The following is a 14,015-nucleotide window of genomic DNA, read 5'->3' on the forward strand; positions in this document are numbered from 1 at the left end:
GGCGGTGAGTCCCTCGCGTCCCTTCATCGAGCGGCCGGTCGCGACCGCGCTGCTCATGCTCGCGATCGTGCTCGCGGGCCTGGTCGGTTTCCGCTTCCTGCCGCTGGCGGCCCTGCCGCAGGTCGACTACCCGACGATCCAGGTGCAGACGCTCTATCCGGGCGCCAGCCCCGAGGTCATGAGCCGCACCGTGACCGCGCCGCTGGAGCGCCAGTTCGGCCAGATGGCCGGGCTCGACCGAATGAGCTCGACCAGCGCCACCGGCGTCTCGATCGTCACGCTGCAGTTCGCGCTCGACCAGACCCTCGACGTCGCCGAGCAGCAGGTGCAGGCGGCGATCAACGCCGGCGGCTCGCTGCTGCCGGCCGACCTGCCGGCGCCGCCGGTGTATGCCAAGGTCAACCCGGCCGATGCCCCGATCCTGACCCTGGCCGTGAGCTCCGAGACCATGCCGCTGACGGAGGTGCAGAACCTCGTGAACACGCGGCTGGCGCAGAAGATCAGCCAGGTCGGCGGGGTCGGCCTGGTGTCGCTGTCGGGCGGGCAGCGTCCGGCGGTGCGGATCCAGGCCAACACCAACGCGCTGGCCGCGGTCGGCATCGGCCTGGACACCCTGCGCACCGCGATCGCGGCGGCCAACGCCAACAGCGCCAAGGGCGGCTTCGACGGCCCGAAGCGGGCCTACACGATCAACGCCAACGACCAGCTGGTGGCCGCGGCCGACTACAAGAACCTGATCGTCGCCTGGAAGAACGGCGCGCCGGTGCGCATGAGCGATGTCGCGCGCGTCATCGACGGCGCCGAGAACACCCAGCTCGGGGCCTGGGCCGGCGCGAACGCGAAGCAGGGCGAGCAGGACGGCAAGCTCTATCCCGCGATCATCCTCAACGTGCAGCGTCAGCCCGGCGCCAACGTGATCGGCACGGTCGACGGCATCAAGAAGCTGCTGCCCGAGCTGGAGGCCTCGCTGCCCGGCGCGCTGAAGGTGGAGGTGCTGAGCGACCGCACCACCGGCATCCGCGCCTCGGTCAACCACGTGCAGCTCGAGCTGGCGCTGGCGGTGGTGATGGTGGTGCTGGTGATCTTCTTCTTCCTGCACAGCGTGCGCGCGACCGTGATCGCCAGCGTCGCGGTGCCGATCTCGCTGATCGGCACCTGCGGCCTGATGTACCTGCTGGGCTACAGCCTCAACAACCTGAGCCTGATGGCGCTGACCATCGCGACCGGCTTCGTGGTCGACGACGCGATCGTGATGATCGAGAACATCGCGCGCTACCTCGAGAAGGGCGAGCCGCCGTTCCAGGCCGCGCTCAAGGGGGCGACACAGATCGGCTTCACGATCATTTCGCTGACGGTGTCGCTGATCGCGGTGCTGATCCCGCTGCTGTTCATGGGCGACGTGGTGGGGCGCCTGTTCCGCGAATTCGCGGTGACACTGGCGATCACGATCCTGATCTCGGCCGTGGTCTCGCTGACCCTGGTGCCGATGATGTCGGCGCGCTGGCTGCGGCCGCAGGCCGAGGAGGGCGGACGCTTCGGCGCCGCCGTGCAGCGCTTCTTCGATCGCGTGATCGCGCGCTACGACATCTGGCTGCAATGGGTGTTTCGCCACCAGCCGCTGACGCTGGTGGTGGCCGTGCTCACCCTCGCGCTCACCGTGCTGCTCTACGTCGTGATTCCCAAGGGCCTGTTCCCGACCCAGGACACCGGGCAGCTCAAGGCCCGCGTCCAGGCCTCGCAGGAGGTGTCCTATGTGCGGATGGCCGAGCTGCAGCAGTCGGCGGCCAACCTGATCCTGGCCGATCCCGACGTGCAGAGCCTGAGCTCGGTGGTCGGCGTCGACGCCGCCAACAACATGGCGCTCAACACCGGCAGCATGCTGATCAATCTGCGCGCCGGCCACGGCGACCAGGCCGTGGTGATGCAGCGGCTGCGCGACCGCGTGCGCGACGGCGTCGCCGGCGTGTCGCTCTACCTGCAGCCGACCCAGGACCTGACCATCGACGCCGAGACCGGGCCGACCGAGTTCCGGGTCTCGCTCGAAGGCGCCGACACCACCACGGTGAACGAGTGGGCGCAGAAGCTGGTCGAGCGGCTGCGCCGCGTGCCGCAGGTGCGCAACCCGACGACCGATGCCGGCGCCCAGGGCTTGTCGGCCTACGTGGACATCGACCGCAACACAGCGTCGCGGCTGTCGGTCACCGCGAGCTCGGTGGACGACGCGCTCTACAGCGCCTTCGGCCAGCGCATCGTCTCGACCATCTTCACCGAGACCAACCAGTACCGCGTGATCCTCGAGGCCCAGCGCGAGTCGCTGGCCTCGCCGGAAGGGCTGGGCAACCTGCAGCTGCGCACCGGCGCCGGCACGGCGACGCCCCTGTCTTCGCTGGCCACGGTGCGCGAGCAGTTCGCGCCGCTGCAGGTCACGCGCGTGGCCCAGTACCCGGCCGCGACCGTCGGCTTCGACACGCCGCCGAACGTGGCGCTCGGCAAGTCGGTGGCGGCGATCCGTGCCGCGGCCAAGGAGATCGCGCTGCCGGCGAGCGTGAGCCTGAAGTTCCTCGGCGCCGCCGGCGCGTACGAAAAATCGCTGACCAACCAGCTGTGGCTGATCCTGGCGGCGGTGGTCTGCGTCTACATCGTGCTGGGCGTGCTGTACGAGAGCTATATCCACCCGCTGACGATCCTGTCGACGCTGCCCTCGGCCGGCGTCGGCGCATTGCTGGCGCTGATGCTGACCGGCAACGACCTCGGGGTGATCGGCATCATCGGCATCATCCTGTTGATCGGCATCGTGAAGAAGAACGCGATCATGATGATCGACTTCGCGATCGACGCCGAGCGCAACCAGGGCAAGGGGCCGCTCGAGGCCATCCACCAGGCGGCGCTGCTGCGCTTCCGCCCGATCCTGATGACCACGCTGGCGGCCCTGTTCGCGGCGCTGCCGCTGATGCTGGGCTGGGGCGAGGGCGCCGAGCTGCGTCGTCCGCTGGGGCTGGCGATTTTCGGCGGGCTGGTGGTGAGCCAGGTGCTGACGCTGTTCACCACGCCCGTCATCTATCTCGCGTTCGATCGGCTGGGGCGGCGGTTTGGGCAGAGGGCTGCAGCGTGACTTGTGGTCATCTTTCGATCAAGGACGCGTTCCCCCTGGAAGGGCGCCCGGCACGCGGTGCGGGCCGAACGACCCCACTGCGCCGGCCCTTCGGGCTGCCTTGCGGTGCTCGCTTCAGGCGGGGTCCGCGCAAACTCGCTGCGCTCAAACACGCGCGGCCCTTGATCCGCCTGAAGCTGCGCTCCTCAGCGGCGCAGAGGGGATCGCCCGTCCCGCACCGCATGCCGGGCTCAGGGGGTGTTCAAAGAGCCGCGACGTCTCCAACGCCGATGCAACCCCAACCTGTCCACGGCGGTGGGCGGTATGCCCTGGGCCGGCCGTTGAGGCACCGCCGAGCAGCGCAGCGGTACGCGGATCAGGGCTCGCGACTGTTTGAGCGAAGCGAGTTTGAGCGAGACCCCGCGTACCGCGAGCAGCGCAGGGCAGCCGCGAAGCGGCCGGTGACGTCGGCCGGCCCAGGGCATACCGCCCGCCGCCGCCCCCGCTGTCCCGGTGCAATGCAGCAAAGAGAGGCCCCATGAACCTCTCCAAACCCTTCGTAGAGCGCCCGATCGCCACGATGCTGCTCACCATCGGCATCGCGCTGGCAGGCATCGTCGCCTTCCTCGTGCTGCCGGTGTCACCGCTGCCGCAAGTCGACTACCCGACGATCTCGGTGCAGGCGAGCCTCGCGGGCGCCAGCCCGAGCACCATGGCCTCGAGTGTCGCCACGCCGCTGGAGCGCAGGCTCGGCATCATCCCGGGCGTCAACGAACTGACATCGACCAGCTCCAACGGCTCGGCCCGCGTCACGCTGCAGTTCGACCTGAGCCGCAACATCGACAGCGCCGCGCGCGAGGTGCAGGCCGCGATCAACGCCGCCCGTGCCGACCTGCCGGCGACGCTGCGCAGCAACCCGACCTATCGCAAGCGCAACCCGACCGCGGCGCCGGTCGTGATCCTGGCGCTGACCTCCAAGACCCGCACGCCGGGCCAGATCTACGAGGCGGTGTCGAACATCGTGAGCCAGCGGCTGTCGCAGGTCGAGGGCGTCGGCGAGGTCGAGATCGGCGGCGGCTCGCTGCCCGCGGTGCGGGTCGAGCTGGAGCCCTTCGCGCTCAACCGCTTCGGCATCAGCAGCGAAGACGTGCGCGCCGCGATCCAGGCCAACAACGCCAACCGGCCCAAGGGCGCGATCGAGAGCGACGACCGCCGGCTGCAGATCTATACGCCGGCGCCGGGCCGCCATGCCTCGGAGTACCGCGACATGGTGATCGCCTGGCGCAACGACGCCGCGGTGCGCCTGGGCGACGTCGCGCGCGTGATCGACAGCGTCGAGAACACGCGCACCCTGGGCCTCTTCAACGGCGAGCCGGCGGTGATCGTGCTGGTCACGCAATCGCCGGGCGCCAACATCATCGAGACGGTCGATGGCGTGCGCCGGCTGCTGCCCGAGCTGCGCGCGCAGCTGCCGCAGGACATCGATGCCCAGGTCGCCTCGGACCGCACCAACACGATCCGCGCCTCGCTGCGCGAGATCGAGGCCACGCTGATGATCTCGGTGGTGCTGGTGGTGCTGGTGGTGGGCCTCTTCCTGCGCAAGGCGCGCGCCACCATCGTGCCGGCGGTGGCGACCGTGGTGTCGCTGCTCGGCACCTTCGGCGTCATGCACCTGCTGGGCTACAGCCTCAACAACCTGAGCCTGATGGCGCTCACGGTCGCCACCGGCTTCGTGGTCGACGATGCGATCGTGGTGCTGGAAAACACCACCCGCCACGTCGAGGCCGGCATGAACCGGGTCGAGGCGGCGCTGCGCGGTGCCCGCGAGGTCGGTTTCACGGTGCTGTCGATCAGCCTGTCCCTGGTGGCGGTGTTCATCCCGCTGCTGTTCATGGGCGGGCAGGTGGGGCGGCTGTTCCGCGAGTTTGCGGTCACGCTGTCGGCCGCGGTGCTGATCTCGCTCGTGATCTCGCTGACCACCACGCCGATGCTGTGCGCCATGCTGCTGCGCAGCGAGGCCGAGGAGGGCGCCAAGACGCCCGGGCGCCTGCGCGCCTGGTTCAGCCGCCAGGCGGAGCGGGCCTGGAACGGCACGCTGCGCATGTATGCGCACAGCCTCGACTGGGCGCTGGCGAGCAAGGGCGTGGTGATGGTGGTGCTGCTGGCGGTGATCGGGCTCAACGTCTACCTGTTCAACGCCATCCCCAAGGGCTACTTCCCGCAGCAGGACAACGGCCAGCTCAATGCCGGGCTGCGCACCGACCAGAGCATCTCCTCGGCGGCGATCGCCGACAAGCTGCGCCAGGCGGTGGACATCATCCGCAAGGACCCGGCGGTCGACACCGTGGTCGGTTTCTCGGGCGGCGGCCGCTCGGGCGGCGGCTTCATGTTCGTCAACCTCAAGCCGGTGGCGCAGCGCAGCGAGAAGACGCAGGCCGTGATCGACCGCCTGCGCCCCCAGCTCAACCAGCTGACCGGCCTGCGCGTGTTCCTGAGCCCGGTGCAGGACCTGCGCATGGGCGGGCGATCGAGCAACTCGAGCTACCAGTACACGCTCAAGAGCGACAACCTGTCCGACCTGCGCGCCTGGTCGACCAAGCTGGCCAATCGGCTGCGCGACGAGACCGCGCTGACCGACGTCGACAGCGACGATGCCGACAACGGCGTCGAGACCTTCGTCGACGTCGACCGCGAGGCCGCCGCGCGACTCGGCGTGACGTCGGCCGCGGTCGACAACGCGCTCTACAACGCCTACGGCCAGCGCTCGGTGGCGACCATCTACGACGAGCTCAACCAGTATTCGGTGGTGATGGAATGGGCGCCGCGCTTCCAGCGTTCGCCGATCGTCCTGAAGGACCTCTACGTGCCGTCGACGCTGCAGACGACCACCAACGCGAGCGGCCAGTCGATCACCAGCTCGATCAAGAACACGACCGACGCCAATACCGGCACCTCGACCACGGTGTCGGCCAATCCGGCCCTGCGCACCGCCTCCACCGGCCAGCAGATCGCCACCGACACCACGCTCATGGTGCCGCTGTCGGCCTTCGCCAAGCTCAGCGAGCGGGCCGTGCCGACCTCGATCGACCACCAGGACACCGAGCTCGCGAGCACGGTCTCGTTCAGCCTGGCCGACGGCGTCAGCCTGTCGGACGCCAAGCGCATCGTGGCCCAGGCCGAGGCCGACATCGCGATGCCGATCAACGTGCGCGGCAGCTTCCAGGGCACGGCGCTGGCGGCGCAGCAGTCGCAGGGGCAGCAGTGGTTCCTGATCCTCGCCGCGCTGATCGTGATCTACATCGTGCTCGGCGTGCTCTACGAGAGCCTGGTGCACCCGATCACGGTGCTGACCACGCTGCCCTCGGCCGGCGTCGGCGCGGTGCTGGCGCTGCTGCTGTTCCGCATGGAGTTCTCGATCATCGCGCTGATCGGCGTCTTCCTGCTGATCGGCATCGTCAAGAAGAACGCGATCCTGATCATCGACTTCGCGCTCGAGGCCGAGCGCGCGCGCGGGCTCACGGCCGTGGAGGCGGTGCGCGAGGCCTGCCTGCTGCGCTTCCGCCCGATCCTGATGACCACGCTGGCGGCCGCGCTCGGCGCGCTGCCGCTGGCGATCGGCTTCGGCCTGGGCTCGGAATTGCGCCAGCCGCTGGGCGTCGCGATCATCGGCGGGCTGATCGCCAGCCAGCTGCTGACCCTCCTGACCACGCCGGTCGTCTACGTGCTGCTCGACAAGCTGCGCCGGCGGCCCGCCAACGAAAAGTACCTGAGCCGAGCGGCCGAGTCCCCCCTGGCCCGCGCGCCCGACATTGCCTCGAACCCATGACCGCATCGAAACGCTTTATCCCCAGTCGACCCGTGGCACTGGCCCTGGCGGCGCTGCTGGCGGGCTGCGCCGTCGGACCGGCCTACGAGCGGCCGCCCATGGCCGCGCCGGCGGCCTGGAAGTCGGCCCCGGCCGCCGCCGGCTGGCAGCCCGCCGCGCCGGCCGACGCCTTCGACCGCGGCGAATGGTGGAAGCTCTTCGGCGACGCCACGCTCGACGGCCTGGCCGCACGCGTGCAGGTGTCGAACCAGAACATCGCCACCGCGGTCGCCAACTACGCGCAGGCCCAGGCGCTGGTGCGCGGCCAGAGGGCGGCGCTGTTCCCGCAGGTCACGCTCGACGGCAGCGTGCGGCGCACCGGCGGGCGCGACATCTCGGCCGCCACCGCCTCGGCGGCCGTGCTGGGCGTCGATTGGCAACCGGACGTCTGGGGCCGGCTGCGCCAGGCGGTCGACAGCGCGCAGGCCAATGCCCAGGCCAGCGAAGCCGACCTGGCCGCGGCGCGCCTGTCGGCAGTGGGCGACCTGGCGACCAACTACTTCTCGCTGCGCGAGGCCGACGCCGAAATCCGCATCCTCGACGACACGCTCGAGGGCTACCAGCGCAGCCTGCAGATCACGCGCAACCGCTATGCCGCCAGCATCGCGGCCCAGAGCGACGTGCTGCAGGCCGAGACGCTCTACGCCAACACCCAGGCCGAGCGCGCCGCGCTGAAGCGCAACCGCGAAGCGCTCGAGCATGCGATCGCGGTGCTGGTCGGCGTGGCGCCGGCAGACTTCAACCTGCCGGTCGCCGAGTGGAACGTCGAGGTGCCCGGCGTGCCGACGGAAGTGCCCTCGACCCTGCTCGAACGCCGGCCCGACATTGCGGCAGCCGAGCGGCAGGTGGCGGCGGCGAATGCGCAGATCGGCATCGCGCGCTCGGCCTACTACCCCAACTTCGGCCTGAGCGGCGGCATCAGCTCCAGCTCCTCGCGCGTGGGCGACCTGTTCAATGCCTCGAACACGCTGTGGTCGCTGGGCCTCTCGGTGGCTCAGGTGGTGTTCGACGCCGGCGCGATCGGCGCCAGCGTCGATGCCGCCAAGGCCGGCCACGAGGCCTCGGTGGCCCGCTACCGCCAGACCGTGCTCGCGGCCTTCCAGAGCGTGGAGGACCAGCTCAGCGCCGGCATCAGCCTGGCGCAGCAGGAGGGCCTGCGGCGCCAGAGCTCGGCCGCGGCCGACCGCACCGAGCAGCAGTTCCTGAACCGCTACCGCGCCGGCACCATCGACTACACCAGCGTGGTGGTGGCGCAGGTGTCGGCGCTCAACGCGCGGCGCACCCTGGTGCAGGTGCAGGCCAACCGCCAGACTTCGGCGGTGGCACTGATCCAGGCGCTGGGCGGCGGCTGGCATGCCGAGTGGATGGAGCCTTCGCCAAAGCCGGTCGCAGAGGCCGCGCCAGCCAGCTCCTGAGTCAGCCCCCGCGCAGCCGCGGCGCCTGCAGGTAGGCACCCGACTCGAACAGCTGCGTCTCGGCCTGGTCGATGCGCTTGACCACCGGCTTGCCGGCGCGGCTGGCCAGCAGCTCCAGCAAGGCCTCGGTCAGTGCCGTGCCGGCGGCGACCGAGGGGAAGAACGACGGGCTCTGGATCGCGAACAACAGCGTCTCGTCGGCCAGCAGCGACAGCGGCGAGGCCGCGCTGTCGGTCAGCGCGAGCACCTTGCAGCCGGCCGCCTTGGCGGCTTCGGCCACCTGCAGGGCCTCGCGCGAGTAGGGGGCGAAGCTGGCGACGACCAGCGCATCGCCCTTGGCCATCGCGCGCTGCTGCATCTCGAGCGAGCCGCCCTGGCCGTCGATCAGCTGCACGCTGGTACGGAACATCCGGTAGACGTAGACGAACGAGAACGCGATCGGAAAGCAGGCCCTGAAGCCGGCCGCGTGCACCGTGGGCGCCTTCTCCAGCAGGGCGCAGGCCTTCTGCAGCGAGGCCGCGCTCTGGCGCTGCGTGGCCTCGAGGTTGTGCCGCTGCACCTCGAACATCTCCTCGACCAGGCTGCGGTCGGCGGCGCGGCCGACCAGTGTCCGGGCGCGCTCGCCGTAGGCTTCCGGACCGAGTCCCATCTCCGAGGCCACGGCCTCCTTGAACTGCGGCCAGCCCGCATAGCCCAGGTGCTGCGCGAAGCGCACCAGCGTGGCCGGGGTGCCGCCAGCGCGCGTGCCGACGGTGCGCATCGAATGCGTGACCACGTCGTTCGGATGGTCGAGCACGTACTTGGCGACCTGCTGCAGGGCAGGGCTGAGGCCGGCGTAGCGCTGGCGCAGATCGTCCTTGACGCCCATGGGATTTCCTTTTTGGTTTGGAACGAATGTACCGGAAGGAACCAAGGTGTTCCATCGTCCCTTGACGGAACAAATGTTCCAAATAATAATCTGCCCGGTACATTGGTTCCAAATTCAGAACGCCATGACGCACGTCTTCCATCGCCATCTCCACCACACGCCGCCGGTCGCGACCTCCGCCAGCGACATGACGATCCGCGATGCCGCCGGCCGCGACTACCTCGACGCCTCGGGCGGCGCCGCGGTCTCGTCGCTGGGACACGGGCACCCGGACGTGATCGCCGCGATGCACGCCCAGATCGACAAGCTGGCCTACGCCCACACCAGCTTCTTCACCACCGAGGTGGCGGAGCAGCTCGCGGACGAGTTGGTCCGCACCGCGCCCGAGGGCATGAGCCATGTCTACCTGGTGAGCGGCGGATCGGAGGCCGTCGAATCGGCGCTCAAGATGGCGCGCCAGTATTTCGTCGAGAACGGGCAGCCGCAGCGCACCCATTTCATCGCCCGCCGCCAGAGCTACCACGGCAACACGCTGGGGGCGCTGGCGGTCGGCGGCAACGCCTGGCGGCGCGAGCCCTTCGCGCCCCTCCTGGTCCCGGCCACGCACGTGGCGCCGTGCTACCCCTACCGCGAGCAGCGCGACGGCGAGACCGTCGAGCAGTACGGCCTGCGGCTCGCGGCCGAGCTCGAAGCGGCGATCCTGGCGCAGGGCGCGGACCGCGTGATCGCCTTCGTGGCCGAGACCGTGGGCGGCGCTACCGCCGGCGTGCTGACGCCGGTGCCGGGCTATTTCAAGGCCGTGCGGGAGGTCTGCGACCGCCATGGCGTGCTGCTGATCCTCGACGAGGTGATGTGCGGCATGGGTCGCTGCGGCACGCTCTACGCCTGCGAGCAGGAGGGCGTGGTGCCCGACCTGGTCACGGTCGCCAAGGGGCTCGGCGGCGGCTACCAGCCGATCGGCGCGGTGCTCGCGCAGCGCCGCATCGTCGAGGCGATGTCCCAAGGCAGCGGCTTCTTCCAGCACGGCCATACCTACCTCGGCCATCCGGTGGCCTGCGCGGCCGCGCTGGCGGTGCAGCAGGTGATCCGCCGCGACGGCCTGCTGGCCAAGGTGCGCGACGACGGCGAGGCGTTCGGCGCCATGCTGCGCACCACGCTCGGCAACCATCCGCACGTGGGCGACATCCGCGGCCGCGGCTTCTTCTGGGGTGTCGAGCTGGTGGCCGATCGGGCCACCAAGACGCCGTTCGCGCCCGGGCTGCGGCTGCACGCCTGGGTCAAGAAGGAGGCGATGGCGCGGGGCCTGCTGTGCTATCCCTTCGGCGGCACGGTCGACGGCCGGCAGGGCGACCACGTGCTGCTGGCGCCGCCCTTCATCGCGACGCGGCAGGACCTGCAGGAGATCGCGAGCCGGCTGGCCGCCGCGGTCGACGCCGTCACGCGCGCGGTCGGTGCGCCACAGGCGGGCTGAAGCGCCGCCCGGACGTCCCCCTTTGTCGTTCTTCAACCTGCTTCGAGGAGTTGTTCCATGGCCTTTGGTCGTCTGTCCACGCATGCCTGCGCCACCCTGATGGCGATCTGCGCGCTGGTCCCGTTCACGCCCGTCCAGGCCCAGGAGGGCGGCACGCTGGCCAGGATCAAGGCCAGCGGCGCCATCACCTTCGGCTACCGCGAGTCGTCCTTCGGCTTCTCGTACCTCGACAGCAACCTGAAGCCGGTCGGCTACAGCATCGACATCTGCAACCGCATCGTCGAGGCCGTGAAGACCGAACTGAAGATGCCGGCCATCGAGATCCGCTACCAGGCCGTGACCTCGGCCAACCGCATTCCGCTGGTGGCCAACGGCACGGTCGACATCGAGTGCGGCTCGACCACCAACCTGGTCGAGCGGCAGAAGCAGGTGGCGTTCTCGCCGGACATCTTCCGCTACAACGTGCGCATGCTGGTCAAGGCCGATTCCGGCATCCGGAGCATCGCCGACCTGCAGGGCAAGACGGTGGTCACGACCACCGGCACGACGTCGTTCCGGCTGCTGCGCGATGCCGACAAGGGCAAGAACCTCGAAGTCGTCAACGTTGCGGCCAAGGACCATACCGAGTCCTTCCTGCTGGTCGAGAACGGCCGCGCCCAGGCCTTCGTGCTCGACGACATCCTGCTGGCGGGCCAGATCGCCAATGCGCGCAACCCGAAGGATTTCCTGATCACCGGCGAGAGCCTGCGCACCGAGAACCAGTCGCTGATGCTGCGCAAGGACGACCCCGAATTCAAGGCGCTGGTGGACCGCGTGGTCGGCGGCATGATGAAATCAGGCGAGATGGAGAAGCTCTACCACCGCTGGTTCATGTCGCCCATCCCGCCGAAGAACATCAACATCAACTACCCGCTCAATGCCGAGACGAAAGACGCGTTCGCGAATCCTTCGTCGAAGGGCATCTGAACGCTTTTCGACCATGACCCGCATTGCCCTCATCCACGCCCTGGCGCATTCGGTCGCGCCCATCAACGAGGCGATGGCGCGCGACTGGCCCGAAGCCGTCCGCATGAACCTGCTGGACGACAGCCTGTCGGCCGATCTCGCACGTGGCGGGCGAGGGCTCGACGAGGCGATGCACGAGCGCTTCCAGCGCCTCGCGCAGTACGCGGTCGATACCGGGGCGCAGGGCATTCTCTTCACCTGCTCGGCCTTCGGCCCCTGCATCGAGGCGGTGGGGCGGCGGCACCCGGGCATTCCGGTGCTCAAGCCCAACGAGGCGATGGTGGCGGAAGCGGCGGCAGGCACCGGCAAGCTGGGCCTGATCGCCACGTTCGCGCCGACGCTGGAATCGATGCCCCCCGAGTTTCCCGAGGGCGTCGGGCTCGAACTCGGGCTGGCCGAGGGGGCGCTCGATGCGCTGAATCGCGGCGACGCGCAGGGGCACGACGAACGCATTGCCGGCGCGGCCCGGGCCTTGCGCGAGCGCGGCTGCACGCGTCTCGCGCTGGCCCAGTTCAGCATGGCGCGCGCCCGGGGCGCCTGCGAGGCCGCATCGGGGCTGACCGTGCTGACCACGGTCGACAGCGCGGTGCGCGCGTTGCGGCGGCGCGCCTCGACCGAGTCTGAAAGTTAGCGGACGCCTTCAGACTCGCCGATTCGAGCCGTTAGGATCGTATTCACGATGCACCAGCTCCTCGACAACATCGCCTGGAACACCCTCTCGGGCCCTCATGCGAAGTACGCCACCGGCACCGACCGCGCGCGCCGATATGCCCCCGGCTTTTCTCCGATCGTCGGCTTCGCGAATGCCGAACATCCCGATCTCGATGCCCTGACGCCGTTCTGCGAGCCCGGCGATCATTTCTATTGCATGGACTGGTCGGGCACGGCGCCCGCGGGCTGGCGGATCGACCTGGATTCGACCATGTTCAGGATGGTCTGGGCGGGGGGCTCGCTGCCCGACGACGACCAGGCCTTCGACGCCGTTGCGCTCGGGCCGGAACACGCGGCGCAAGCGGTCGCGCTGGCGGCGCTGACCCGTCCCGGCCCCTTCGGTTCGAGGACCCCCGAACTCGGCGACTACTTCGGCTGCTTCGAAGGGGAGCGCCTGATCGCCATGGCGGGCGAGCGCATGTGTGCCGGTGCGCTTCGCGAGATCAGCGGCGTTTGCACGCATCCCGATTTCCAGGGCCGGGGCCTCGCGCGCCAGCTGGCTGCGAAACTGATCCGCCGCCAGCTGCAGCGCGGGGAGACGCCGTTCCTGCATGTCATGCGGGACAACGAGAGCGCTCATCGGCTCTACGCCCGGATGGGTTTCCGCGACCACCGCGAGGTGGTCGTTCGCGTGATCTCGCGGTGTTGAGCTGAACGGATCCTGACCGCCGCCATCGCGATAATCGACGCTCTTTCAAGGAGTGCGCGTGGATATCGTATTGCTGGCCAAGGCCGCCGTCATGGGCATCGTCGAGGGCCTGACTGAGTTTCTTCCCATCTCGTCGACCGGCCACCTGATCCTCGCGGGCTCGCTGCTCGGCTTCGACGACGACAAGGCCAAGGTCTTCGACATCGCGATCCAGACCGGCGCGATCTTCGCGGTCATCCTGGTCTACTGGGAGAAGATCCACTCGACCATCGTCGCGCTGCCGCGCCAGCCGAAGGCGCGGCGTTTTGCGCTCAATGTGCTGATCGGCTTCCTGCCGGCGGTGGTGCTGGGCCTGCTGTTCGGCAAGGCGATCAAGGCGCATCTCTTCACGCCGACCGTGGTGGCCAGCACCTTCATCATCGGCGGCTTCATCATCCTGTGGGCCGAGAAGCGGCCGCCGGGCTCGGTGCGCATCGAGCATGTGGACGACATGACGCCCTGGGACGCGCTCAAGGTCGGCCTGGTGCAGTGTTTCGCGATGATCCCGGGCACCAGCCGCAGCGGCTCGACCATCATCGGCGGCATGCTGCTGGGGCTGTCGCGCAAGGCGGCGACCGATTTCTCCTTCTTCCTCGCGATCCCGACCCTGATCGGCGCCGGCGTCTACAGCCTCTACAAGGAACGCGCGCTGCTGTCGGTGGCCGACATCCCGCTGTTCGCCGTCGGCCTGGTGTTCTCGTTCCTGAGCGCCTGGCTCTGCGTGCGCTGGCTGCTGCGCTACATCAGCACCCACGACTTCGTGCCGTTCGCGTGGTATCGGATCGCCTTCGGCATCGTGGTGCTGGCGACGGCGTGGAGCGGTGTGGTGGTCTGGGCAGACTAAGAAAACACCCCCGAAGCGCCTGCGGCGCCCCGAGTCGCTGCCGGAGGCAGCGGCTCT

General features: G+C 69.4%; 9 protein-coding genes. 8 read left to right on the forward strand and 1 reads right to left on the reverse strand.

Annotated features, from left to right (window positions below; all coding sequences use genetic code 11):
* Positions 1 to 4 precede the first annotated feature (4 nt).
* The 3 genes from AC1D2O_RS07175 to AC1D2O_RS07185 all read left to right on the forward strand — a co-directional run bounded on the left by AC1D2O_RS07175 (position 5) and on the right by AC1D2O_RS07185 (position 8,371).
* Entirely contained in the window at positions 5 to 3,112 is a 3,108-nt protein-coding gene (locus tag AC1D2O_RS07175; protein WP_478090260.1) for an efflux RND transporter permease subunit, read from the forward strand.
* Positions 3,113 to 3,629: 517 nt separating this feature from the next.
* Positions 3,630 to 6,917 (forward strand): efflux RND transporter permease subunit, encoded by a 3,288-nt coding sequence (locus AC1D2O_RS07180; RefSeq protein WP_478088106.1) that lies wholly within the window; start codon positions 3,630 to 3,632, stop codon positions 6,915 to 6,917.
* Complete coding sequence (locus AC1D2O_RS07185) at positions 6,914 to 8,371, forward strand: efflux transporter outer membrane subunit (RefSeq protein WP_478088104.1); 1,458 nt, start codon at positions 6,914 to 6,916, stop codon at positions 8,369 to 8,371. The genes AC1D2O_RS07180 and AC1D2O_RS07185 overlap by 4 nt, the downstream gene beginning before the upstream one ends.
* Position 8,372: 1 nt before the next feature.
* Here AC1D2O_RS07185 and AC1D2O_RS07190 read toward each other — a convergent pair whose 3' ends face one another.
* Positions 8,373 to 9,239, reverse strand: a complete 867-nt coding sequence (locus AC1D2O_RS07190) for a MurR/RpiR family transcriptional regulator (protein WP_478088102.1) — start codon at positions 9,237 to 9,239, stop codon at positions 8,373 to 8,375.
* Between the two features lie 124 nt (positions 9,240 to 9,363).
* Here AC1D2O_RS07190 and AC1D2O_RS07195 point away from each other — a divergent pair, with 124 nt between their 5' ends.
* From AC1D2O_RS07195 to AC1D2O_RS07215, 5 genes are all read left to right on the forward strand, one after another.
* Positions 9,364 to 10,710, forward strand: coding sequence for an aspartate aminotransferase family protein (locus AC1D2O_RS07195; RefSeq protein ID WP_478088100.1), 1,347 nt, complete (start codon positions 9,364 to 9,366; stop codon positions 10,708 to 10,710).
* Between the two features lie 99 nt (positions 10,711 to 10,809).
* Positions 10,810 to 11,676 (forward strand): transporter substrate-binding domain-containing protein, encoded by an 867-nt coding sequence (locus AC1D2O_RS07200; RefSeq protein WP_478088108.1) that lies wholly within the window; start codon positions 10,810 to 10,812, stop codon positions 11,674 to 11,676.
* A gap of 13 nt (positions 11,677 to 11,689) precedes the next feature.
* Positions 11,690 to 12,346 (forward strand): aspartate/glutamate racemase family protein, encoded by a 657-nt coding sequence (locus tag AC1D2O_RS07205; protein WP_478088098.1) that lies wholly within the window; start codon positions 11,690 to 11,692, stop codon positions 12,344 to 12,346.
* A gap of 48 nt (positions 12,347 to 12,394) precedes the next feature.
* Entirely contained in the window at positions 12,395 to 13,075 is a 681-nt protein-coding gene (locus AC1D2O_RS07210) for a GNAT family N-acetyltransferase (protein WP_478088096.1), read from the forward strand.
* 58 nt (positions 13,076 to 13,133) lie between these two features.
* A complete protein-coding gene (locus AC1D2O_RS07215; protein ID WP_478088094.1) occupies positions 13,134 to 13,958 on the forward strand; it encodes an undecaprenyl-diphosphate phosphatase in 825 nt (274 codons plus the stop codon).
* Positions 13,959 to 14,015: the final 57 nt, after the last annotated feature.

The sequence above is a fragment of the Variovorax sp. P1_G12 genome (assembly GCF_056405555.1).